This is a genomic window from Candidatus Jettenia sp. AMX1 (genome assembly GCF_030263775.1).
GTDB lineage: Bacteria > Planctomycetota > Brocadiia > Brocadiales > Brocadiaceae > Jettenia > Jettenia caeni.
In genome coordinates, this window is record NZ_SZPP01000008.1 from 1 (window position 1) to 23,510 (window position 23,510).

Below are 23,510 nucleotides of genomic sequence, written 5' to 3' on the forward strand. Positions count from 1 at the left end.
AGTTGAGGAAAAACGAGATATGGCAAATTCGAGAAACCCTTAAATTTATTGGTCGGGGTGGCGGGATTTGAACCCACGACCTCTTGAACCCCATTCAAGTTCGGTTTATTCCTTAATAATCTTACAGATCATGGATGCCTTCTTCCTGCCAATTCCTCTCACACAAGCAAGTTCCTGCTCATTTGCAGTAATAACCCTCTCTACACTCCCAAAATATTCTAATATCCTTTTTGCCATTCTTGGTCCAATGCCAGGCAGTCCTTGAAGAAAATAGAATTTTTGTGCCTGAACACGCTTTGGTTTTCTCCCCATTCTCTTTAATATCTCATCGCAGTATTTAACATCCTGCTCTCCCGCCATAATCAATATCTCAGCAGTACCAGGAGCAGATTTTGAAAAGATCAAAGGAACTTGCCATGAAACAGACAACGAAATAAGGGCTCCTTTGATTGCCTGTGGGTCAACCTTATAACCGGTTTGAAATAAGTCAGTACCTTCTATTACCATAAATTGCGCTTCAGCATGTCTTCTTAATCGGGATGCCTGAGAAAATAACCGTCCATCAATAAGGGAAATAACAAAGTCCTTCGTTGTCTTTCTCTCAACAGCGATATGCTTATTGATGAGAAAATCTCCAATTGATAACTTCTTTTCTTCCACAATAAAATTCTCTTTAGCCCGTAGTATCCCTGCAATCCCGGAATCTCTTTCACGGTAATCGATATCTATAACGATACTCATGGTAAAATCCCGGAATCATATAAAGTTTAAAAACGTAATCTTAAGTATTTACAGAAACTCAACCCGCCGGTCATGAAAGAGATGATTCGCAGGGGTTATTTGCTTATCACGGGCATTTTTTGGATTTATCTCAACAACCATTGATTCTTCCCTATCTGATGAGGCGCGGTATAATATCTCCCCTTTTATCCCTAAAATCTGACTGGAACCAATAAAGGTAAGCATCTCTTCTGAACGTTTCTCGGCCCCAATACGATTAGCCGTAATAGCAAAGACCCTGTTTTCCACACAGCGTGTAATCATAGCTTGCGGACAGTATGGCAGCACAAGATTAGCAGGGTGACAGATAATATCCGCACCTTTTAATGCCAGAGACCTTGCAACCTCCGGAAAGAACCAATCAAAACAGATCATAATACCAATCCTTGCCTGACCAATATCATAAATATTCAACGCACCATTTCCTGGCTCAAACCACAGTTTTTCATGATGAAAAAGATGCAGCTTCCTATAGCAACCTATAAAGCCACTTGGGCCTACCAATATAGCAGAGTTGTAACTATAGTTACCTTCCCGTTCCGACAAACCAGCCACGATATACCTGTGTTTTTCTTTTGATAGCTTAATCAATGCCTGTGTCGTTTGTCCTTCAGGGATTGTTTCCGCAAGGCCAAAAACCATTAAATAATTCAGGTAAGACTACTAAATCAGCATCTGTCCGTTTTATCCCTGCCACTGCATTATCTAAATTCTCATCCTTCTTTCCAAACAGGGGAAATGTTTGTAAAAACCCCACCCTCATCTCATTTCTCCTAAACGAAACAGGAATCTCTTCTCATTATTCAGTGGATTCAGAATTACAAGGGTAACCTCTGCATCCGGTTCTACACAATAATTAGGGAAGTCATAGCGGCATTCAACACGATAGGCAATAGATCTCCTGAATTCAAGGTTACTAACCGTACCACGACTATCATTTTGTTCCAGGACCGGTTGGATAGGCTTATTCTTGTATAATAATACCGCATGATAATCCTGAGCAAAGTCATATGAATTACCATACAAAATAACAATAAATGACAAAATATCTTCCTTCTCTGAAAGAAGCTGAGATATCTGTTCTTCTGTTAAGTTTTTCGATACCCGGGATGCTTTTTTTGCCTCGGAAGCCAATGTGCTAAATTTTGTATGTAAACCTGCCCATTCATATACATTATCCGAATCCGACACACGTATCCATTCATCCAGGAATGAGATAGAATCAGCATCCTTATTTTTCTCACCATACTCAATAGCTTGTCTGATCTGTTCGCCTGATAGAGTATAATATACAGCATAAGAATCATTGGAAAATGCAAAAAGCAAAAAGAGTATCCATAAAAAGATAAACCTTTTTCTCATTTTTATTCGCCGATAAAGCAAAAGAATCCTTGAAAATATTATAAAATTAGCCATATAATGGACAATAATACAGAGAGATCACAAACAGAAACGGTTTACTCCCAATGACACAAAAAGTAGGAATCGGAAAAAAATTTTTTCTCTGTGTAACACATACTATAAAACACAGGGTAATATCGTCGCAACTAAATTATCTTACAAGAACATATCAACTTTTTATAATTTTTACCAGAGTAATTATATCCTTTAAGAGGAACTGTGTATTATGTTAAAAGAAACTATAGGATTTATTGGCAGCGGGAAGATGGGAGAAGCCCTTTGCAAGGGCATTATTCATGCTCAACTGAGCGAAATAAAAAACATCATGATGAGCGATGTTGTTGCAGAGCGATGCGCATTTTTACATAAAGAAATCGGTATACATACCACACAAAACAATAAAGATATTACTGCCTTTGCTAATGTTATTGTATTAGCCATAAAGCCACAAATGATGAACGAAGTGCTTCGTGACTTGAAAACTGATATTACCCCACAGCATTTAGTAATTTCGATAGCAGCGGGTATACCGATACGATTTATTGAATCACGGTTACAAACAGGTGTTCGGGTAATCCGGGTAATGCCCAATACTCCATGTTTGGTTGCTACCTCAGCAACAGCCTTTTCCCCGGGCAAATACGCTACAGAGGCAGATGCACAATTAGTATCCAGGATATTTAACGCCGTTGGAAAGGTATTTCAACTAGACGAAAAGTATCTGGACGCTGTAACAGGACTAAGCGGAAGCGGCCCTGCATATGTATATATGTTTATTGAGGCATTATCAGATGGCGGTGTTAAAATGGGTTTACCCAGAGATGTATCCACTATCCTTGCAGCGCAAACGGTTCTCGGCGCAGCAAAGATGGTATTAGAAACCAGTCAACATCCGGCAAAACTAAAAGACGATGTAACCTCACCCGGTGGGACAACTATTGAAGGAATTAGTAAATTAGAAGAGGGTAGATTCAGGGCATCCCTTATAAACGCTGTTGAAGCCGCTACCGTAAAATCGAAAAAATTGGGCGAGCAGTTATAGGTATTGCATGAAAACGCATACCCTGCAAAAAAAGAAATAACTTTTTGCTGTTTTTTATGTAACGATTTTTTCTTACTCATGTAAATTCATGTTCATTCGCGGCTGAATTATTATAAAACTATGATCAAAGTTGGCACATCAGGTTTCTCATTCCCGGATTGGGTGGGCACTATCTACCCTTTTGATATGAAAAAAGGAGACATGCTGCCTTACTATGAAAAGCACCTTGGTTTTAAAATAACCGAGATAAATTTTACCTATTATACCATACCTTCTCAAAGATCTTTCGAGGGTATGATGAGAAAGACCTCCCCTGATTTTGAATTTACCGTCAAAGCACATAAGTCACTGACTCATGAGATAAAAGATAAAGATACAGGAAAACGTATCGATACTAATGAAACATTCAAGCGATTCCTCTACTCTCTGGAACCTTTAAGAAAAGAGAACAGGCTAACGGCAATCCTGGCACAGTTCCCCTATAGTTTTCATACAACAAAGGAAAACTATGACTATATCAAGACCTTTAAGGAGGAGGTAAAGGACATTCCTCTCGTAGTAGAATTCAGAAATGCCAGATGGCATAGTCAAAAAAGTATCATATTTCTTCAACAACACCATATTGGATACTGTGTTGTAGATGAACCAAAACTCAAAAGCCTCATGCCTTATAATCCAACGACAACAACCGACCTTGGATACTTCAGATTCCATGGCAGAAATCCGCATTGGTTCCGGGCATCGGTAGCAGAAAGATATGATTATCTTTATACAAAAGAGGAGTTGCAGTCCTTTGTGCCGGATATAAAAAACATAGCCAACTCTGCCAGGAACACTATCATCATGTTCAACAACTGTCATAACGGAAAATCCGTCATCAACGCAAAGGAAATGATCGCTATGTTACGATCTGAAAATCAGATCAAATAATTCACCGGCTGAATCCTTATTCAAATCTCTGAGAGTTTTATATACTTCCAGTGCCGAATTTCTATCTCCCTGGTTTACATACCTCTTGCCCAAACCGAGATATGCCTCTGCAAAATCAGGCTTAATAAGAATCGCCTGCTTATAAGCCTCTATTTCTTCCCCATAACGGTTGAGAATATTATACATCAGAGCCAGACGATAATAGATATCGGCATCATCTGGCCTTATATTAATTGCCAGCTTATAGACATCGATCGCCTCCACGTGCCTTTTAAGCTTAGCATAGACCATGCCAAGCATACGATATGCCCTGGTATCGTCCGGCTTAAGATAAATTGCTTGTTTATAGGCATCAATTGCTTCCCCGGAGCGTTCAAGCTTCTCATAAGTCATTCCTAAATTATAGTACATCCCGGCATCATCAGGTTTGATGGAGATTGCCTGCTTATAAGCATCAATAGCTTCCGTGTAACTTCCGAGTTTCTCATAAGCCACACCGAGCAGGAAATAGGCATGAGTATCATCGGGTTTACTATAGATTACTTTTTTGAAGACATCGATTGCCTCTGTATAGCATCCTTGCTTGCTATAAGCTGAGCCAAGCATGATATGAGCTTTGGTATCGTGAGGGTTTATGGTAATCACTTGCTGGTATGCCTCTATCGCTTCCGAATAATATCCGAGATTGAAACAGACCAGACCAAGACTGGAATATGCTTCAACAAAATCAGGCTTACTATCGATTGCCTTTTTAAAGGCATGAATCGCTTCAGGGTAATGCTCAAGTATGCGATAATCCTCGCCTAATTTATAGTGTATCCTTGCATTTTTGGGTTGGATGCGTATAATCTGCTTGTAAATCCCGATTGCTTCCCCGTAACATCCTAACCTGTCATAATCTTCTCCCAAATTATAATGCACCTCCAGAAAAGTAGCGTTGATCCGAATCGCACGCTTGTACGCTTCAATTGCCTCTGAGTACCGCCCTAACTTATCCATACAATAACCGATATAGAAATAAGCAAGAGAGTATCTTGGATTTTCTTTACCCGCTTTTTCAAAACAACGAAGGGCATTCTCATAGTCTTCTGCTGCAAGGTAAAAGACCCCCTTGTTGCAAAGTCCTTCTGCAGAAGAAAACCATTCATTTGTTTCGCCTTCAACCCATTTGGTAAGGCTGTCGCTTCTGTCTTCCAGGAGTTTTGTTACCCTCTTATTATGAATTGCAATATTCTGGTTCTGATCTTTCATGCTTTGAGAAAATGCTAACCCAATAATTTCTCCCTGCATATTTACTAAAGGATTGCAGCTAAATTCCGAAGGTATAGATGCGGTGATCCTAATAACCATTCCAAATACCGGAATCTCATAAATATCTGAGATTATACCATCAGAAACCTTTTGATCAACACTGGTTGGACTGCCAACCACAATAATGCGCTCATCCGGTTTGGGAAGGGAGGTGCTTAACATTAAAGGGCGTACTAATCTCGGAGGAATATCAACTGATACCCGGATAAGGCCTCCTTCCTTATCCTGTGCCAAAACACCGGTAATGGTATATACCTTCCCATAAGCCGTTTTTACTTCAGCGCTGACTGCACCCTGAAGTATGTGGATGTTTGTGATAACATCACCATCGTTATTAATAAAAAAACCATTTCCCTGGTTAAGAAGTTGGCCATTTGTATCATAAGCCAAAACAACCACAACAGATGACTGAATCTGTTTGATAATTACCGATAAATCTCCTTGTGCATATACGAAAGAAGAAAACGCAATGCAGAAAATAAAAGAGATCCACGGCACCAAAAACCGATGATACTTTTTCATACTCTTGTATCCTATCATTTTTAATAAAAAAGTATGTAAGCTAGAGTCAACGCTAAAAATTAAGTAGGTGTAGGGCAGGGCTTCAGCCTTGCCGGGAGAAACCAGAAAGGGTTGCCCCACCAGGAAAATATCAAGTTATTTTTTAGTCAAGGGTGGCACTGACAAACTCTGTTTGTCAGTGTTTTATCGTCCACGGGTAAACCATATCTCCGTTCAAGACGCACGGACAAAAGATCCCCGCTCAAAACATACGGGGACATGGTTTGTCCGCGCCACCCTGAATCCCGCTTACATACAATGAAAATTCCTATACAATCAGGATATTTCATTCGCTTACTATAGTATCATATCAAAACAGCAATTGCGATTTCAACGTTAACCAGATAACTTTTGCAGAGTAATTTCAGTATTTGACTAGCCTGTCTTTGTCTATATAATAGAGTAAAATATTTTGAGAAGAAAAAATATGAAAAAGAAGATTGTGCTGACAGGAATAAAACCGACCGGCAGTCCTCACCTTGGCAATTACCTTGGTGCTATAAAGCCGGCGTTAGCTCTGGCACAGGATGAGCACTATCAATCAATGTATTTTATAGCCGATTATCACGCCCTAACGGCTATAAAAGAACCAAAATACTTTCACCACCTGTGTTATGAGGTTGCTGCTACCTGGATCGCTTTGGGATTGAATACTGATAAAGTAATCTTTTATCGCCAATCTGATATACCGGAGATTTTTGAGTTAACCTGGATACTTGCATGCCTGACTCCGAAAGGTCTGATGAACCGCGCCCATGCTTATAAAGCAGCGGTTGCTCAAAATCTTGAGAGTGAAATTTCTGATATCGACTCGGGTATAAATATGGGGCTGTATAATTATCCTATTCTTATGGCAGCCGATATCCTGCTCTTTCAGACGGACTTTGTTCCTGTCGGAAAAGACCAGATACAGCATATTGAGATTACAAACGACATTGCTCAAAGCTTCAATACTACATATCAGGAAATATTCAAATTACCAAAATATCTTATTCAGGAAGAAACGGCATCATTACCAGGATTAGACGGGAGGAAGATGAGTAAAAGTTATGATAATACCATTCCCCTGTTCGTTTCACCTGAACAGTTACGCAAACGCATCTTCAGGATTAAAACAGATTCTACCCCACCGGCAGAACCTAAGGACCCAACAACTTCTACCCTTTTTCTCATATATAAGGAATTTGCCAGTCCGGAACAGGGAGAATCTATGAGAAACCAATATCTCAAAGGTATAGCATGGGCAGATGTTAAACAGGAGTTGTTCGAAATGTTAAATTCCTTCCTCGGAAAATATCGCGAAGTATACAATCAAATGATGGCAGATCAACAAAAGTTAGATACCCTTCTTAAAGAAGGTGGTCAGAAAGCACGGTCTTTGGCTATACCTCTCATGGAGAAGGTTCGAAAAGCAATTGGCCGGCTATGATAGGGGAATATGATATACAAAGCTGAGATACAAAATCTAAAAGGAATTTTTTAATACAAGAAGAAGGATGCTTATGAATAAAAGCTTATTGACTAACCTCATTGCTGCTGGTGTCTTAGGGATTGCTTATTTTACTCACGAATTTACAGGCCGTAGCACTATTATCATGGCAAGCCTTTTTGCCTTATCCGGCGCATTAACCAATTGGTTAGCTGTCTACATGTTGTTTGAGAAAATACCAGGACTTTATGGTTCCGGTATTATTTCCTTGCGGTTTAAAGAATTTAAAGAAAGTATCCGCTCCCTGATTATGGAGAACTTTTTCACCGAAGAAAACTTTATCAAAGTTACCCAGGATACATTACCCCACGAAATACAACCGAAATTAGTGATGGATACTATTGACCTTGATAAGGTATTCGATGGTTTCATAGAGGTGATTAAAAATTCCTCTTTGGGCGGTATGTTAAACTTATTCGGCGGTGAAAAAGCGCTTGAACCGTTACGTAAGCCATTTGAAACAGAATTTGAGAGACAAACGGCTGATATCTTATCCAACATTGATATAGCCTCAGTTTTACGAAAAGAGACTGATTTTGGAATATTCAGATCCAAAATCAGCGCTATGGTAGATAACAGATTAAACGAGCTTACACCACATCGGGTAAAAGAAATTATTGAAGAGATTATCCGCACACACCTGGGTTGGCTTGTTGTTTGGGGAGGAGTTTTCGGGGCATTAATTGGCCTTGTTAGCGCCCTATTTTTTTAAAGACTTTTTTCAGTACACGATACCATTACATCAATTTTACCCCTAGTGTTCATAAACCCTGTATAAAGAAAGGAAAAGAGACTTATGGACAATAAAGAGCGAAACCACTATCCTCAATGGTGTTTTGCCCCTAAATTTATTCAATCAACGCTAACAGTTCTTACTCTTATCCTCGGAGGCTGCGCAATATCCAATGAAGGAGTAGTGACCTTTCGAAAAACAAATCTTGCTGGAAAGGGACTAAAGATATCTGAGAACAGCGCAAGTACAGTAACTCCAACAACATCAAAAGCAGGCGATACTAAGGATAGGGATAAAAAAACCGATACCATAGATCAAAAAATGCTCCCTTTACATTGTAAGAACTTCACTTTATCTGAAGAGGGAAAATTTGTTGAGGGTGACTCGATTTCTGTCCACCTTCGAACGGCATATATCAAAGACTTTGCTGAGATGAGAAATCCTTTACTCGCAGTAACAAGAATAGGTTATAACGCACATGGTGAAATTGCAATCGTGGCGAATGCCTTTGAGATGAATACCGGTAAAGAATTAGACTTTATAAATACAAAGGCTGGAAGGCTCGTTTTCTTCTCTGATGATGTCTTGAAGGGACAGTACCTGAATTTCAACAATATGCCTATTTACGGTCCTATTAAATATAATGGCGCACCCCTCGCTTTTCGTATTACCATCTTTGAGTTAGATGTCAATTCCGAACAAGCCAAGGCCTTGTTATCTACCGTTGCCCAGGCAGGATCAATGGCTTATCCTCCGGCATCTCCTATCTTAAGTTTATTAAATGGCTTGGGACAAGCTTTGATAAATAGTGATCAAGATGATACTGAGTTTAGATATTCTATGATACTGGATCCAAGCGGAGGATCAGAAAATCTCGTAAATCATTTTATCCTTGAAGCTGGAAACTATGTCATTATTAGGAGCGAAAGAGCTAATAAAGAACAGATACCTTGGGATGAATTATTACTAGATGAGGATGAAGGAATTGTTTATCGGAAGGAGAAACCAGACGAACCATACAAACCATATAGAGAAAACACATATCTCGTCGTAGAAATCAACAAGAATATTAGCTCACTGGATATTGATTTGAGTCAGAATAGTTTTGAGGAATTGCTTGAATTCCTGGAGAATAAGGATAAGGAGAAAGCAGCAGATCTCCACTCAATTCAAAAAATCTTGAGTGAAGCTGCAGTACCCCGAGCCCAAACAGTCAGTTTCAATAAGGCTAAAGGTCTGCTGGCTAAGATTAAAAATTCAAATATTTCAGTTATTGAAAGAAGGTCAAGTACAGAAAAACTTATTCGTATGATTGGTGAATCATTGAATGAAGATGGAACAATAAAAGAAATAAACCCGGATAATTTAAAAGATAGTCCAAAATTATCTGATTCGCAGGTCGAATATCTTCTTTCTTCCTTGCGTCAATCAATACCGAATTTTACCTTAAGTCGCAGCAGTATCGCAAAAGCAGTTCCTAAATCAAACACGAAACCACTCCATACAAAACCGGAATCAAGCACACCTGCTTCTGATGTTACGATAGGAAAGAATGGCGCAGATGAGACATCAACTGCAAATGCTCACGATACTGATGAAGCAAGAAAAAAAATGGATAAAATCATAAATCAAATAGTACCATGAAATAAAACATAAAAGCATCGGACATCTTCTCTACCGATTCTTCATGAAGATAAAAATGAGAGAAATATTCTTCCATAAAAGACGGTAATACAATGACAGGAGAAAAATTCAAATCAATATCACGGAGACTCTTACTAAAGACAATTGGTGGAGTAGCAGTTGGATTTGGCTTGAGTAAGTTATTATCTTCAGCGTGGACACAGGCATCAGGTCAGACGGTACAACCACTCCCTCAGTTTACAGGACCTGATGCCAACCCTTACTGGGGATCGGTAGGCCCCTTTGTCGTTTACCCTCAAAAGTTTCCATTAATTCAACTCACTGACCGGCCTATCCAGCTTGAGACACCACGGCATTATTTTCTCACCCCATTCACTCCAAATGCTGCTTTTTATGTACGATGGCATCTCGACAACATCCCAAACGCGGTGAATCTCTCTGAATGGCGCCTTTTCATAGAAGGAAATATTGAAAAACCTTTAGCCTTATCCCTGACTGATCTCATGAGCAAATTCAAACCTGTTACTATTGCTGCTGTTAACCAATGCTCTGGAAATAGCCGTAGTCGTTTCCAACCCCGTGTGCCTGGCGGTCAATGGGGTAATGGAGCTATGGGTAATGCCCTTATGACAGGGGTGCACCTTAAAGATTTGCTCAATGCTGCACGAGTCAAATCAGGTTCATTGCAAATACAATTTGAGGGGTTAGACCGCGGTCGGGGACCAAAGGATACAGGCTCATACAGATTTCAGAAATCCTTGAACGTAAACGATTCGGTCATTGATGAAGCCATTATAATCTATGAAATGAATGGCGAACCTCTTCCCATGCTTAACGGTTTCCCGGTACGTTTAGTCGTTCCCGGTAAGTTCGCAACCTATTGGATCAAGGCACTAACCTGGATTCGCATAGTAACTGAACCTGATACCAATTTCTGGATGGCAAAGGCTTATTGTGTTCCCGACACACCTCGTGGCAACACTACTTTTAACGATGTTAAGCATGGTCGCGTGAGAATGATCCCTATCAAGACCATGCCTGTACGCTCATTCATCATTACTCCGGATGGGACAAGCAAGGTACCCTCAGAGATGCCAATAATGGTACAAGGCATTGCCTTCAGCGGCTATAGTAAGATCATTAAGGTAGAATTCTCTGAGAACAATGGTGTGATTTGGCACAAAACTGAACTTGGGGAAGACTACGGTCCCTATTCCTTCCGTACCTGGAAGACACCATGGACTCCAAAGCATGTGGGCAAGTACACACTTGCAGTGCGGGCAACTGACGAGAAAGGGAATACCCAGCCTGATGAAGAAATCTGGAATCCTGGAGGATATTTGTGGAATAAGATTGAGCGGCAAGAGGTAACTGTAGGCGCTTCACAATAAGGCATATTGGTGAAAAAATATAGAGGATTATCAAATAATTACTATGGTATTGATCTTATTCGGTTTTACGAAGAGGAGCGCCATGGAGGTAATGTAAGTCGTTGCTTACAATTCAATATAAGGAGGCATACGATGAAAAAAATAAGACTTGTTTTGTTTGGACTCTTTCTCTTTCTTTTGGGCGGAGCTGTTCTAGCTCAAAGTAAGCTTCCTGGCTTAATTCATAGTGGTCAATACCACAAGGAAACACTGGGTAGCATTACTCAACCTGAACAGACCCAGTATTCATACGATGCAATATATAATGTGGGAGAATATCCTCTCTCTACCCCTGAATTACCTTCCGGTAAAGGTCGAGAGATTATCCAAATCTACTGTCGATTTTGTCACAGTACTACTTACATCACTATGCAGCCCCCCCCTTCCAGGTGCCATATGGAAAACTGAGGTTTACAAGATGATCAATATGTTTGGCGCTTCTATCCCGGAAGACGATGCGGAGCAGATCATTGCCTACCTCCAGTCATACTACACACCAGAGACCCGAAAACACTGACAATAGTCTCTATGTAACAAATATAATTCTCAGAAATTATAAAGAGTGAGACTATCAAGACAGAAAATTATATATTTACAAAATATCTTTATGCAGTAGGATATCTTATGATATCTTATATAAAATTCAATTCTTAGGAATTTTATATGAGGTTTTCGGTAATTCCATACATTATCGTATTCCAAAAATTTCTTATCATGTATGGTTTTGGGAGAATTATGGGAATAGGTAGTCCCTCCACCTGACAATTCTCTATCGAGACGGCGGATTAAGTAGTTTGAAATTCCTATACATTACATGAAGCCTTCAGCACTTTTTATCTGTTATGAAGATGTAGGGCAAGGCTTTAGCCTTGCTTCCCCTGCCTGAATACGTACACCGGGGATAGCAACCCTACAGAATGGAAAACAATTGGACTCGCAAATAAATATATGAAAGTACTCATCGTTGCAGCAACATACTTTGAAATTAAACCGCTCTTATTATCTTTCGGACAGACTGATGATGAGGAATTTTCAATGAAAACTTTTCAATACCATCAATTAAGTTTAGATGTGCTAATTACCGGAGTAGGATTGATGCAAACTGCCTATTTCATGGGGAAGGCTTTTGTAAACACTACCTATGATCTGGCATTAAATTTTGGTATAGCAGGAAGTTTCAATAAAAACATTTCAATCGGTGAGGTCGTCAATGTAACTGAGGAACAAATTGCGGATTTAGGTGCTGAAGATAAAGAGGGTTTTTTGGATGTTATAGAATTAAAATTATTAAATCCTAATCGATTCCCATACAATTCTGGTAAATTAATAAACAAAACCCCTGATTGGGCTCAAGAAATACCAAATTTGAGAGCAACGGTAAAAGGCATTAGTGTCAATACCGTTCACGGTAATCAATATAGTATCGATAAAATCATTCAAAAATATCAACCTGATCTGGAGAGCATGGAGGGAGCTGCTTTTTTGTATGCCTGTCTGATTGAACATATCCCCTGTCTTCAAATCAGAGCTATTTCCAATTATATCGAAAACCGAAATAAAGGTACGTGGAATATCCCTTTAGCTATTGAAAATTTAAATGAAACTGCTATGAAAATTATACATCATATATCCGGTAACGTACACCTATGAGATTAACCCTCGGCTTTTCTCCTTGCCCTAACGATACCTTTATCTTTGATGCCATGGTGAATAAGAAAATTGATACGGAAGGATTATCTTTTGAATTGACCATTGCAGATGTGGAAAAACTCAATAAACTTGCTTTTCAACATTCGTTGGATATTACAAAATTAAGCTATTATGCTTATGCCTATGTAATGCAGGATTATATACTATTAGATGCAGGCAGTGCCTTAGGTAATAAGTGTGGACCATTATTAATCTCAAAACCTGAAAATCAAAAATCAAAGGTTGAAGATCTTGTCATCGCTATCCCGGGAAAATATACCACCGCTAATTTTTTGTTAAGCCTGGCATTTCCCAGGGCAATAAATAAAGTGGAGATGCTTTTTTCTGATATTGAGAATGCCATTTTACAAAATAAGACAGATGCAGGCTTAATTATCCATGAGAATCGATTTACATATCAGGATAAAGGATTGGTTAACATCATTGATTTGGGAGAATACTGGGAAGCTCAAACAGGACTGCCTATTCCCTTAGGTGGAATTGTAATAAAAAGGAGCATACCCTCTGAAATCTCAAAAAAAGTGAATCGTATTTTAAGAAAAAGTGTGGAATATGCGATTGCAAACCCTGCATCCTCTCAAGAGTATGTCAAGCAATATGCCCAGGAGATGAGTGAAAACGTTAGAAACCAGCACATTCAACTATATGTAAATACCTACAGTATTACTTTAGGAAAAATTGGTAGGAATGCTATTAAAACACTCTTTGAATGGGCACAGAGAAATAAATTAATAGCAAAAACTATCGAAGACGTTTTCTTATCTTCCTGACCATTATTCCCTTTTAAACTGCCTAAATAAAACTCATTCACAGAACAAATCGTAGCGTTAGTTCTTTTTAGCTAAGGAATTAAAGAGTTATGAGATCACCATTTTTGCGTAGTTACTCTACAGGGAATATCCAAGGAAGCATGCTTGTGCAAATTTATACAAATGACAATAATAACGGATGTATTCAAACAGGAACCAGGGAACGTGCCATGTCACAGAGCTGTATTGTCACATGGGTGTAACATGACACTTGGTATAATAAGATAAAAAAGATACGTATTTATATGTTTATGTAAGTACTTAATATGGTTTTCTTTCCTCACAATTACTGATTAAGGTAACTAAATTTATCTGTTTTTGGAGTTATCTTTTTTATAATCCAATCTTATAAAGCGGTCTTCTTTTGGAACATTCCTGCCTATCTTACTATCTTTCAGAAAAGTGTTTGGTTTCTACCCAGACAGTTTATTTCTAAACATTTTTATTGGTATGAAGCTTGCGCTACTAGGATTCTAACTTCTGACATAAAGGGTAAAAGAGGATATTGTAACGATAAAGGCAAACCCTGAGTAATCCGGAGATGCAAAGTAATGGGTCTTAAAGAAAAACAGCCTTAAAGAAGATAGCGAAATCTTATGCTTCAATTTTTATATGCATCGCTTTAATTCATACTGATCTAGAATCTTCTAAGTTTTCGTTTGGTCACCCATATGGATTTGGACTTTATTATCTGAGCTATCTGTTTAATCTCGATAGAGAGCATAATGTTCCATCATTCATCTCTACAGTAGCATTGTTATCCTGTTCAATCTTTCTTGCGATTATTGCTATTTCTCGAAAAAATTGGGAAAAGCGGCTTCGACTGGCTTGGTTTAGTAGTCATTTTCTTGTTTCTATCAATAGATAAGCTTTTTACTTTACACGAGCATGTAAGCAGATTCATAAAATCTGTATTACCTGTGTTCAGAAATAAAATTCTAAACAAAATTCATATCTTTTAAGAGAGGACAGCTAAAAATGGATATAATATTAAATCCCAGAAAAGTAACTAAATTTTTTGCTTTAATTTTTATACTCGTTACTCTTGCTCACATAGCCGTGAAATCTACCTCATTTTTAGTTGGAAATCGCCATGTGGTTGGACTTTTTGATTTGATTAGCCTATTTGATCTTGATAAAGAGAAAAATATCCCGACATTTTGCTCTACAATAGCACTTGTATTCTGTTCAGCCTTACTTGCTATTATTGCCTTGGCTAGAAAAAAGATCGGGGAAGGATACTTTTTCTGGTTAGGTTTATCAATTATTTTCCTCTTTATATCCATAGATGAATTTGCCGCCATTCACGAACGCTTTGTCATACCATTACAACATGCACTGAATACAAGTGGTATCCTTTACTTTGCATGGGTTATACCGTATGGTATTACTCTGATTATTTTCTTATCGGCATATACAAAATTTATAGTCCATCTTCCAGAGAAAACACGGTTTCTATTTGTTGTCTCTGGCGTAATATATATAGCAGGTGCTTTTGGTTTTGAACTTATTGGCGGACGTTACTATGAGGTACATGGTGAGAGTAGCGTAACGTATTTCATTATAATAACTATTGAAGAATGCCTTGAGATGACAGGTATTGTACTTTTTATTTATGCACTCACATCATATATAGAATCACAGTTGAAAGACATACGGCTAAGAATAACGTCATCCTCTACAAGTTCACTGTTTCCTAATAGTTCGTTACAACTTATGCGGCAAACTCTATCACTAAAATCAGCCATTGAACCGCCCACACAAACACCTAATTAACCTTTTTGGTTCAGCTAAATCCAAAATCTTAACAGAAGAATTGGAGATTCATTGTTATATGAAAGTATCCCCCATCAAACCAAAGAACGACAAACATAAGACATTGTTTGAAAACTCACCTACATATCAATACGAGGCAATTGCTACCAATACGGTAATAACGACTAAAAAGTACTCATTCTAGTATTTTTCCTTGCTCTTTTTCATAACAAAAGAATGTTCGAGCCGTTATTTGTTAAGAAAGATCTTTAATCCTTAACAATTGCAAGTATATCATGAAAGGTTCTTAAATGATTCAAGACAAATTTGAACAAATTAACAGATTGCTCAAACAGACACAAGAATTACTAGCTAAAAATATTGATACCATTTCAACTGAAGTTACTGAAAATATTAAGAAACTTATTCACGAGTTAACTACCTGTCAAATTGATTTTACTCAATATAAGCAAATAGAAGGAAAACTTCAGGAGAGTCATCAGACACTTGAAATTCTCATGGAATGTGTGCCAGAAGGTGTTGCTATTGCTATCGCTACCGATGATGTACCCGATATCACCATTCGTATGGTTAGTAAATATGGAGCACAATTAGCAGGACACATACGAGAAGACGTTGAGGGTATCCCTTATAAAGACTTTGTAAAAAAATTGAATATCTTTCATTCCGATGATGTCACACCTGCTATACCTGAAGAATTACCCCTCTATCGTGCTATCCAAAAGGGTGAAGTGGTAATAAATGAGGAATGGATTGCCCGGAGATCTACCGGGGAAAAAATTACCGTACTTATTAGTGCCAGTCCAATCCAAGACCGCAATGGTACCATTATCGGTAGTGTTGCCGTTTGGAGAGATATTACTGAACAAAAACGAATCCAAGAGGAAATAAAGAATATAGCTAAATTTCCCGATGAGAACCCACATCCCCTACTCCGTATAGCACAAGACGGTACTATTCTCTACGCCAGTCCATCGAGTATACCTCTTTTACAAGATTGGAATTGCAAGATTGGTCAATCTGTACCTGATTTCTTATATCAAACAGTTGTTGATGCCTTTCATACGAAATCAATAAAAGAGAATATTGAAGTCAAACACAAAGACCGAATATTCTCTTTTACCGTTGTACCGGTAATTGATACTACCTATGTTAATTTATATGGAGCAGACGTTACAAAGCAAAAGCTTGCAGAAGAAAAATTAGAAAAATACCGTGAACATCTTGAGGAATTAGTAAAAGCACGTACCGCAAAACTAAAAACGCTGAACGAGCAACTTCAACGACAAATCATTGAGCGCAAAAGAGTGGAGGAAGGTCTGCGTATGAGTGAAAATAAGCACCGATTCCTCCTGGAAAATCTTCCTTTAAGAATATTCTACAAGGATAGGAATTCAGTGTATATATCCTGTAACGAAAATTTTGCCAGAGATCTCCATATGAGACCGGGTGAAATTAGCGGAAAGACTGATTATGACCTTTTTCCTGGGGAACTTGCAGAAAAATACCGGGCTGATGATAAAAGAATTGTGGAATCAGGGATACCAGAAGATATAGAAGAGAAATATATCAAGGATGGACAAGAACTGACGGTGCATACCGTTAAGGTTCCTATAAAAAACGGGAAAGGAAATGTCGTTGGTATATTGAGTTCTTTCTTAGATATCACGGAAAAGGTAAATTTGGAAAAGGAGACACAACTGTCCAGACATCTTACGTTGATAGGTGAATTAGCAACAGGAGTAGCCCATGAGATTAACAATCCCATAACGGGTGTTATTAATTGCGCCCGGATTTTATTTAATAAAAGCAGTGAGGGAAGTAGAGAAAGAGACCTTGCCAGTCGAATTATGAAGGAAGGGGACCGCGTCGCCAATATCGTAAGCAAACTTCTTTCTTTTGCCAGACCCAGAGAAGAAAAAAAAACCATAGTGAGTATACATGAAATTGTGTCTGATACACTCGTGCTGATGGAGAAACAAATGAAAAAGGACTCCATTCGTATCTCAACAGATTTTTATGAATATCATGAGTAATGCACGATATGCCCTGAACCAAAGATATCCAGGAGCACATGATAATAAAATCCTTGAGATCTCAGGTGAGGAAATAACGATACATAAACATCCGTATGTAAAGATTACCTTTTACGATCATGGTACCGGCATACCTGCCCATATAAAAGATAAAATAACGAATCCTTTTTTTACTACAAAACCTCCGGGGGAAGGAACAGGGTTAGGTTTAAGTATTAGTCACAATATTATTATTGATCATAATGGTAAGCTTACCATTGATAGTGTTGACGGAGAATATACCAAAGTTATAATTACTCTACCGGTAAAATAAAAACCATCATGAGGACACACAAATAAAAGATAAGAAAAAATTTGAAATGAGAAACACAAAATTATGTTCTTCATAGAATTTTGTGGATATCTGCCTTCAGAAATGGATAATCTTAGATTGTTAACCCTTGCTAAATTTTAAAAATGTAAGGAGGAATTTCCCTATGGAATATGATTTTCTAGTCAATACGTATGAAACCGAAAGAATTAAAACACTCAGTGTCTGGAGTATGTTTAAGGATGAAGATCTTTCTCTACGCCCTCGTCCACATGATAAACGGGGAAGAAATGCCAGAGAACAGATGATACATCAGTGTATGAGTGAGAATATTTGGTTCTGCAATATGCTTGGAATTGATGTCGGTGCACCACCTCTGCCAAAACAAGAAGCCCGGCTGGAATTCATGAAACGCTATGCTGAAGATTCCGGGAAACGACTTGCAGCTTTACGAAAGAAAGATAAAGTCTGGTGGGAAGAAGAAACATCGTTCTTTGATGTTAAACGCCCTCGAACCTGGATTATGACGAGGAGGATTGCCCATACAGCACATCACAGAGGTCAACAGACAATAATGCTTCGCATGCTGGGAAGAGAAATTTATAGTACGTATGGTCCATCGGCAGATACCGGCGGCTTGATGCAATACCGTGCACCAACAATCTATCCTTATCCTACCATAGAAGCCCTTATTGAAGGCGAGACCATTGGCAGGCCTAAAGCTTCATTACCCGGACCTGGTGATAAACCATGCACAGAACGGCCAGATCCTGAATGAGGACTGGTATGGATCTTATATCAATTCTCACTCCTTAGAGTCTATCCGAAAACCCTTATAAGCTACAGAAAGAATGTATTTCAAAAGAGGTTTTCGGATAGGCTCTTAATACAGAAAAAATACGGCATCAAGTATCCTAAAAGCCGATTTGAATACCATGAAAATTCCCTCCGATTAACGGAATGCCTTAAACATACGATATCGATTACCATTACCTTCATTCCTTTCCTCTGTAACAGGTCCATACATTTCATTTGATAGATTTACTTCGCTTAATTCACCCTACACATAAGACATTCTTCAAACAGAATAAATCAAGCGAGGAGAATATCACGGAATTCACCGGCCTTCTTTATTCCCCCGTAAGACACTATCGCTAAATAAAAATATATGAAAGTAAAAAATTGTTAAAAAAATATCATAGAAGATATTACAATAACATTCTTAAACGAAGCGTGAAGATATAATCTGATTCAAATTGAAAGCAAAGATAAAAAATTTACATTCCTTAAGGATAGATGAATGATAAATAAAGACCTGGCAAAATTAACAATAGATAAGTCCAACGTAAAGTATTATCACAGCACACGGAAAAAATTATTTTTCAAGATACTAGCTTTTATAGGTATTCCCATACTAGGTCTCATTCTTTATCTATTGATCTTTAACCCTGTTGTTGAAGTAGAAGTAACAACCGTTTCTAAAGTATATCCTTCGCAAATGTTTACCTTATTAAATGCCAGTGGCTATGTCGTTGCGCAACGGAAAGCTTCCGTGGCATCTAAGATTACCGGACAAATAGAATGGCTTGGGGTAGAAGAAGGGAGTCAGGTAAAGAAAGGACAAATAATTGCAAGACTAGAAGGAAAGGATGCAAGGGCTGCTCGTGAGCAGGCAAAAGCAAACCTGGATAATGCTATTTCAAACCTGAAAATAGCAAAGGTTGAGATGAACGACGCCCTGCTGCATTATAATCGCCAAAAGGAGCTTGTTTCTCATGGGATTGTGCCACAGTCTGAATTTGATATTGCAGAAGCGCGTTACAAAAGAGCAAAGGCGGCGGTGTCGGCTGCAGAATCGTCGATACACGCTTATAAAGCGGCGTTGCGTTCCGCCGATGTTGCCGTAAACTACACCTATATCCGTGCACCCTTCGATGCTGTTGTACTAACTAAAGACGCCGATATTGGTGATATCATTACACCACTGGGAGCTGCCGCGAACGCTAAAGCTGCAGTTGTAACTATTGCAGATATGGATTCTCTTCTTGTAGAAGCTGATGTCTCTGAATCAAATTTACAAAAAGTAAAGGTAGATCAACCTTGCGAAATACAGTTAGATGCCCTTCCGGAAACCCGCTTTCGCGGCAAGGTACATATGATTGTTCCGACGGCAGACCGCAGTAAGGCATCTGTTATGATAAAGGTTAAATTTTTGGACAGGGATAAACGTGTCCTTCCTGAGATGAGCGCAAAGGTAGCCTTTCTTGAAAGGCCTGTTACAGAAGAAGAACAAAAACCAAAAACTGCAGTAAACACTGAGACAGTTGTGACATACAATAGCAGCAAGTTCGCTTTTCTTATAAAAGATAATCATGTAACGAAAGTTCCTTTGACTACTGGTACTCAGATTGGTGATATGGTAGAGGTACTAGATGGGGTCAAGCCAGGAGATAAGGTAGTAATAAACCCACCGAGAACTTTAAAAGATGGATCGAGAATTAAGATCGAAGAAAAATAAGGAAATACCATGGAAGACACAAAACAGCCAATCGTTGAGATAAGAGATCTCTCAAAATCCTACCATCGTGGAGCCGAGATAATACCCGTTTTAGAGAACATCAGTTTTGATATCCCCGAAGGGGAGTTCCTTGCTTTAATGGGGCCTTCCGGATCAGGCAAGAGTACCCTGCTCAATCTTATTGCAGGTATTGATAAGGCTGACAGTGGCACTATACACGTTAGCGGATTAGATATTACCTCATTGACAGAAACTGATCTGACCCGATGGCGCGCTGTTAACGTAGGGTTTATCTTTCAATTTTATAATCTCATTCCCGTGCTCACCGCATTCGAGAATGTGGAACTACCCCTCCTTTTAACCTGGCTTTCCCGAAAAGAAAGACGGGAACATGTGGAAGCAGCTCTTCATATGGTTAACCTTGCTGACCGGATGGACCATTATCCCGGTCAGTTATCCGGGGGCCAGCAGCAGCGTGTTGCCATAGCCCGCGCTATTGTCACTGACCCAACAATACTGGTAGCGGACGAACCAACCGGTGATCTTGACAGAACATCCGCAGAAGACATATTAGGGCTTATGGCCATTTTAAACCATGAATTCGGTAAAACAATTATCATGGTTACTCATGATCCTCATGCAGCAGAAAAGGCACATATAATCAGAAGGCTTGAAAAGGGTATCCTTAATGTACATGCTTAAACTTATATTCAGGAATGCGTTTCGCCATAAATTGCGCACATGTCTAACCATACTTGGTATAACTATTGCAATTTTGGCATTCGGTATACTGAGAACCCTCGTAAATGCATGGTATTCAGGAGTGGAAGCCTCCTCTTCAGCCCGCCTTATCACGAGAAACGCCATATCCCTTGTCTTTTCTCTTCCTCTGGCTTATAAAGAGAAGATCCGTGGAATCCCAGGGGTAAAGAATGTATCCTATGCTATATGGTTTAATGGCACCTACATATCCGAAAAAAACTTTATACCAAATTTTGCTATAGATCCAAAAACATTCCTGGAATTATATCCGGAATATACGTTGCCTGAGGATCAGAAAGCCGCATTTTTTCGTGACCGCATGGCAGCTATTGCCGGCAGAAAAGTGGCAGAAAGATTCTCATGGAAGATCGGCGATACCATTCCCTTGAAAGGAACCAACTTCCCGGGTACATGGAATTTCATCTTGCGAGGCATATACCACGGGGCTGAAAAAAGCACTGACGAAACGCAACTGTTTTTTCATTGGGATTATCTCAATGAAAGTTTAAAAAAAACTGCGCCAAACCGGGCTGACCAGGTAGGTATTTATATAATAGGAATAACAAATCCTAATCTGGCGCCCGAAGTATCTGAGGCAGTAGATAAGACATTTAAAAATTCTCTTGCAGAAACTATGACCGAGACGGAAAAAGCTTTCCAATTGAGTTTCGTTTCCATGACTGAGGCTATTGTCACGGTAATCCAATTAGTCTCTTTTATGGTGATTATCATTATCATAGCAGTAGTAGCAAATACCATGGTCATGACTGCGCGTGAGCGGATAGGAGAGTATGCTATCATGAAGACACTCGGATTTGGTGGCTGGCATTTAGCAATCCTTATATTCGGTGAATCCCTTTTTATCACCATGGTTGGATGTACCCTTGGCATTCTTCTTACCTTCCCGAGCGCAAAGATCTTTGGCGCTAAAATAGGCGCTTATTTCCCCGTATTTCATGTATCAGCAAATACCATTTTCCTTGATATAGGAGCTGCTCTTCTGGTTAGTCTGATAGCAGCAATTTTTCCTACGTGGCATGCCGTGAAGATCAGGGTTGCTGAAGGTTTGAGGAGAATAGGATAAATGGGTATACCGGTATCATATAGCCTCCGCAATCTCAGCACAAGGCGTCTTACAACAACTCTGACTACTTCGGGAATGGCGCTTGTTGCCTTTGTTTTTGCCACAACCCTCATGCTTGCTGAAGGACTTCGTAAAACCCTTGTAAACACAGGCTCGTATGATAATGGAATCGTCCTCCGGCGTGCCTCCAATTCTGAAATACAGAGCGGGATAGACAGGTATCAGGCCTCCGTTGTTGAAACTCAGCCCGAAATCGCAATCGGAGAAAACGGACAAAGGCTCGTCGCCAAAGAAATGGTAGTTATCATAAACTTACAGAAAAGGGGAAGTGAAAAACCTTCAAATGTTACCATTAGAGGAATTAGCAATCAGTCTCTCCTCCTGAGGCAACAGATAAAATTGGTTAAAGGCCGTATGCCCAAAATGGGATCATCAGAAATTGCCGTAGGTGAAAGCATTGCAAGGAGATTTAAGGGATGCGATATTGGTGAAAAACTCTATTTTGGTATGAGGAATTGGACTATCGTGGGTATATTTAGCGCAGGCAACACCGGATTCAGCTCGGAGATATGGGGCGATACCGATCAGTTTATGCAGGCATTCCGCAGACCCGTCTATTCATCCATTACCTTTAAACTTCGTGACTACTCAGAATTTCATAAACTTAAAGAGAGAATCGGGAACGATCCAAGGCTGACACTGGAGGCGAAGCGGGAAGTAAAATATTATGCTGATCAGTCAGAACTCATGACTAAATTCCTCAGTATCCTGGGATTATCTCTAACAGCAATATTCTCAATTGGCGCAATGATTGGAGCAACGATTACCATGTATGCTGCGGTGGCAAACCGTACCAGTGAGATCGGCACATTACGGGCACTCGGATTTCAACGGATGAGTATCCTGGTTGCCTTTCTGATGGAGTCCATGTTGATGAGCTTTATTGGTGGATCTCTGGGACTCTTTTTTGCCTCTTTCATGCAATTCCTCACGATTTCAACCCTTAACTGGCAAACCTTTTCAGAACTTGCGTTCTCATTTACCTTAACCATGGAAATTGCCTATAAATCCATAATCTTTTCCCTGATTATGGGCTTTATAGGAGGAGTCCTCCCTGCATACCGAGCATCAAAAATGAATATCGTAGAGGCATTAAGGGCAAGATAGCCTCGTTATCCCGATAC

The 23,510-nt window shown here is 39.2% G+C and carries 22 protein-coding genes; 17 read left to right on the top strand and 5 right to left on the bottom strand.

The annotated features are described in order from the left end of the window. Nucleotides 1–105: 105 nt before the first annotated feature. The 4 genes from FBQ94_RS02840 to FBQ94_RS02855 are packed head-to-tail and all read right to left on the bottom strand — an operon-like array spanning nucleotide 106 to nucleotide 2,142. Complete coding sequence (locus FBQ94_RS02840; RefSeq protein ID WP_007221866.1) at nucleotides 106–741, bottom strand: ERCC4 domain-containing protein; 636 nt, start codon at nucleotides 739–741, stop codon at nucleotides 106–108. A 48-nt stretch (nucleotides 742–789) separates the two neighbouring features. Further along, nucleotides 790–1,422: a nitrilase-related carbon-nitrogen hydrolase gene (locus tag FBQ94_RS02845; protein WP_285441973.1), complete on the bottom strand. Its 633-nt coding sequence runs from the start codon at nucleotides 1,420–1,422 to the stop codon at nucleotides 790–792. Continuing rightward, nucleotides 1,391–1,543: a hypothetical protein gene (locus FBQ94_RS02850; protein ID WP_285441974.1), complete on the bottom strand. Its 153-nt coding sequence runs from the start codon at nucleotides 1,541–1,543 to the stop codon at nucleotides 1,391–1,393. Before FBQ94_RS02850 ends, FBQ94_RS02845 begins: the two co-directional genes overlap by 32 nt. Then, nucleotides 1,540–2,142 (bottom strand): hypothetical protein, encoded by a 603-nt coding sequence (locus FBQ94_RS02855; protein WP_040543708.1) that lies wholly within the window; start codon nucleotides 2,140–2,142, stop codon nucleotides 1,540–1,542. The genes FBQ94_RS02850 and FBQ94_RS02855 overlap by 4 nt, the downstream gene beginning before the upstream one ends. 265 nt (nucleotides 2,143–2,407) lie before the next feature. On the opposite strand from FBQ94_RS02855, the gene proC reads away from it, so the two are divergent. Next, entirely contained in the window at nucleotides 2,408–3,223 is an 816-nt protein-coding gene (gene proC / locus FBQ94_RS02860) for a pyrroline-5-carboxylate reductase (protein WP_007221863.1), read from the top strand. A 120-nt stretch (nucleotides 3,224–3,343) separates the two neighbouring features. After that, the gene (locus FBQ94_RS02865) at nucleotides 3,344–4,153 is read left to right on the top strand and encodes a DUF72 domain-containing protein (protein ID WP_007221862.1); all 810 of its coding nucleotides are present in this window, start codon (nucleotides 3,344–3,346) and stop codon (nucleotides 4,151–4,153) included. On the opposite strand, the gene FBQ94_RS02870 is transcribed toward FBQ94_RS02865, so the two are convergent. Beyond that, entirely contained in the window at nucleotides 4,127–5,986 is a 1,860-nt protein-coding gene (locus FBQ94_RS02870; RefSeq protein WP_007221861.1) for a serine protease, read from the bottom strand. The two genes, FBQ94_RS02865 and FBQ94_RS02870, sit on opposite strands and share 27 nt — an antisense overlap. A 466-nt stretch (nucleotides 5,987–6,452) precedes the next feature. Between FBQ94_RS02870 and FBQ94_RS02875 the strand changes: the two genes are divergently transcribed. The 15 genes from FBQ94_RS02875 (at nucleotide 6,453) to FBQ94_RS02945 (ending at nucleotide 23,493) form a co-directional block, all read left to right on the top strand. Next, the gene (locus FBQ94_RS02875) at nucleotides 6,453–7,454 is read left to right on the top strand and encodes a tryptophan--tRNA ligase (RefSeq protein ID WP_007221860.1); all 1,002 of its coding nucleotides are present in this window, start codon (nucleotides 6,453–6,455) and stop codon (nucleotides 7,452–7,454) included. Between the two features lie 73 nt (nucleotides 7,455–7,527). Next, complete coding sequence (locus FBQ94_RS02880) at nucleotides 7,528–8,226, top strand: DUF445 domain-containing protein (protein WP_007221859.1); 699 nt, start codon at nucleotides 7,528–7,530, stop codon at nucleotides 8,224–8,226. Between the two features lie 84 nt (nucleotides 8,227–8,310). Then, complete coding sequence (locus tag FBQ94_RS02885) at nucleotides 8,311–9,891, top strand: hypothetical protein (RefSeq protein ID WP_007221858.1); 1,581 nt, start codon at nucleotides 8,311–8,313, stop codon at nucleotides 9,889–9,891. Between the two features lie 92 nt (nucleotides 9,892–9,983). After that, nucleotides 9,984–11,282, top strand: coding sequence for a molybdopterin-dependent oxidoreductase (locus FBQ94_RS02890; RefSeq protein WP_007221857.1), 1,299 nt, complete (start codon nucleotides 9,984–9,986; stop codon nucleotides 11,280–11,282). A gap of 132 nt (nucleotides 11,283–11,414) precedes the next feature. Then, the gene (locus tag FBQ94_RS02895; protein ID WP_007221856.1) at nucleotides 11,415–11,729 is read left to right on the top strand and encodes a hypothetical protein; all 315 of its coding nucleotides are present in this window, start codon (nucleotides 11,415–11,417) and stop codon (nucleotides 11,727–11,729) included. 540 nt (nucleotides 11,730–12,269) lie between these two features. After that, nucleotides 12,270–12,971, top strand: a complete 702-nt coding sequence (gene mqnB, locus FBQ94_RS02900) for a futalosine hydrolase (RefSeq protein WP_007221855.1) — start codon at nucleotides 12,270–12,272, stop codon at nucleotides 12,969–12,971. Next, nucleotides 12,968–13,801, top strand: coding sequence for a 1,4-dihydroxy-6-naphtoate synthase (locus FBQ94_RS02905; RefSeq protein WP_007221854.1), 834 nt, complete (start codon nucleotides 12,968–12,970; stop codon nucleotides 13,799–13,801). Before mqnB ends, FBQ94_RS02905 begins: the two co-directional genes overlap by 4 nt. Nucleotides 13,802–14,818: 1,017 nt before the next feature. Continuing rightward, nucleotides 14,819–15,616: a DUF8692 domain-containing protein gene (locus FBQ94_RS02910; RefSeq protein WP_007221853.1), complete on the top strand. Its 798-nt coding sequence runs from the start codon at nucleotides 14,819–14,821 to the stop codon at nucleotides 15,614–15,616. Between the two features lie 290 nt (nucleotides 15,617–15,906). After that, nucleotides 15,907–17,652 (top strand): PAS domain-containing protein, encoded by a 1,746-nt coding sequence (locus tag FBQ94_RS02915; RefSeq protein WP_285441975.1) that lies wholly within the window; start codon nucleotides 15,907–15,909, stop codon nucleotides 17,650–17,652. Continuing rightward, a complete protein-coding gene (locus tag FBQ94_RS02920) occupies nucleotides 17,636–17,965 on the top strand; it encodes a sensor histidine kinase (protein ID WP_285441976.1) in 330 nt (109 codons plus the stop codon). The genes FBQ94_RS02915 and FBQ94_RS02920 overlap by 17 nt, the downstream gene beginning before the upstream one ends. A gap of 163 nt (nucleotides 17,966–18,128) precedes the next feature. Continuing rightward, nucleotides 18,129–18,740 (top strand): DinB family protein, encoded by a 612-nt coding sequence (locus FBQ94_RS02925; protein WP_007221851.1) that lies wholly within the window; start codon nucleotides 18,129–18,131, stop codon nucleotides 18,738–18,740. Nucleotides 18,741–19,262: 522 nt separating this feature from the next. After that, on the top strand, nucleotides 19,263–20,480 hold the full coding sequence (locus FBQ94_RS02930; RefSeq protein WP_007221850.1) for an efflux RND transporter periplasmic adaptor subunit: 1,218 nt from the start codon (nucleotides 19,263–19,265) through the stop codon (nucleotides 20,478–20,480). Between the two features lie 9 nt (nucleotides 20,481–20,489). After that, nucleotides 20,490–21,182, top strand: coding sequence for an ABC transporter ATP-binding protein (locus tag FBQ94_RS02935; RefSeq protein ID WP_007221849.1), 693 nt, complete (start codon nucleotides 20,490–20,492; stop codon nucleotides 21,180–21,182). Further along, complete coding sequence (locus tag FBQ94_RS02940) at nucleotides 21,169–22,326, top strand: ABC transporter permease (protein ID WP_040543706.1); 1,158 nt, start codon at nucleotides 21,169–21,171, stop codon at nucleotides 22,324–22,326. Before FBQ94_RS02935 ends, FBQ94_RS02940 begins: the two co-directional genes overlap by 14 nt. Continuing rightward, nucleotides 22,327–23,493 (top strand): ABC transporter permease, encoded by a 1,167-nt coding sequence (locus FBQ94_RS02945; protein WP_007221847.1) that lies wholly within the window; start codon nucleotides 22,327–22,329, stop codon nucleotides 23,491–23,493. It abuts the gene before it with no gap. Nucleotides 23,494–23,510: the final 17 nt, after the last annotated feature.

Excerpts from the sequence above, each read along its gene's own strand:
- FBQ94_RS02915 (WP_285441975.1), top strand. The coding sequence starts at position 15,907 with ATGATTCAAGACAAATTTGAACAAATTAACAGATTGCTCAAACAGACA.
- FBQ94_RS02920 (WP_285441976.1), top strand. The coding sequence starts at position 17,636 with ATGAATATCATGAGTAATGCACGATATGCCCTGAACCAAAGATATCCA.
- FBQ94_RS02945 (WP_007221847.1), top strand. The coding sequence starts at position 22,327 with ATGGGTATACCGGTATCATATAGCCTCCGCAATCTCAGCACAAGGCGT.
- FBQ94_RS02935 (WP_007221849.1), top strand. The coding sequence starts at position 20,490 with ATGGAAGACACAAAACAGCCAATCGTTGAGATAAGAGATCTCTCAAAA.
- proC (WP_007221863.1), top strand. The coding sequence starts at position 2,408 with ATGTTAAAAGAAACTATAGGATTTATTGGCAGCGGGAAGATGGGAGAA.
- FBQ94_RS02905 (WP_007221854.1), top strand. The coding sequence starts at position 12,968 with ATGAGATTAACCCTCGGCTTTTCTCCTTGCCCTAACGATACCTTTATC.
- FBQ94_RS02845 (WP_285441973.1), bottom strand. The coding sequence starts at position 1,422 with ATGGTTTTTGGCCTTGCGGAAACAATCCCTGAAGGACAAACGACACAG.
- FBQ94_RS02850 (WP_285441974.1), bottom strand. The coding sequence starts at position 1,543 with ATGAGGGTGGGGTTTTTACAAACATTTCCCCTGTTTGGAAAGAAGGAT.
- FBQ94_RS02930 (WP_007221850.1), top strand. The coding sequence starts at position 19,263 with ATGATAAATAAAGACCTGGCAAAATTAACAATAGATAAGTCCAACGTA.
- FBQ94_RS02880 (WP_007221859.1), top strand. The coding sequence starts at position 7,528 with ATGAATAAAAGCTTATTGACTAACCTCATTGCTGCTGGTGTCTTAGGG.
- FBQ94_RS02890 (WP_007221857.1), top strand. The coding sequence starts at position 9,984 with ATGACAGGAGAAAAATTCAAATCAATATCACGGAGACTCTTACTAAAG.
- FBQ94_RS02855 (WP_040543708.1), bottom strand. The coding sequence starts at position 2,142 with ATGAGAAAAAGGTTTATCTTTTTATGGATACTCTTTTTGCTTTTTGCA.
- mqnB (WP_007221855.1), top strand. The coding sequence starts at position 12,270 with ATGAAAGTACTCATCGTTGCAGCAACATACTTTGAAATTAAACCGCTC.
- FBQ94_RS02895 (WP_007221856.1), top strand. The coding sequence starts at position 11,415 with ATGAAAAAAATAAGACTTGTTTTGTTTGGACTCTTTCTCTTTCTTTTG.
- FBQ94_RS02870 (WP_007221861.1), bottom strand. The coding sequence starts at position 5,986 with ATGAAAAAGTATCATCGGTTTTTGGTGCCGTGGATCTCTTTTATTTTC.
- FBQ94_RS02925 (WP_007221851.1), top strand. The coding sequence starts at position 18,129 with ATGGAATATGATTTTCTAGTCAATACGTATGAAACCGAAAGAATTAAA.
- FBQ94_RS02910 (WP_007221853.1), top strand. The coding sequence starts at position 14,819 with ATGGATATAATATTAAATCCCAGAAAAGTAACTAAATTTTTTGCTTTA.
- FBQ94_RS02875 (WP_007221860.1), top strand. The coding sequence starts at position 6,453 with ATGAAAAAGAAGATTGTGCTGACAGGAATAAAACCGACCGGCAGTCCT.
- FBQ94_RS02840 (WP_007221866.1), bottom strand. The coding sequence starts at position 741 with ATGAGTATCGTTATAGATATCGATTACCGTGAAAGAGATTCCGGGATT.
- FBQ94_RS02865 (WP_007221862.1), top strand. The coding sequence starts at position 3,344 with ATGATCAAAGTTGGCACATCAGGTTTCTCATTCCCGGATTGGGTGGGC.
- FBQ94_RS02885 (WP_007221858.1), top strand. The coding sequence starts at position 8,311 with ATGGACAATAAAGAGCGAAACCACTATCCTCAATGGTGTTTTGCCCCT.
- FBQ94_RS02940 (WP_040543706.1), top strand. The coding sequence starts at position 21,169 with ATGTACATGCTTAAACTTATATTCAGGAATGCGTTTCGCCATAAATTG.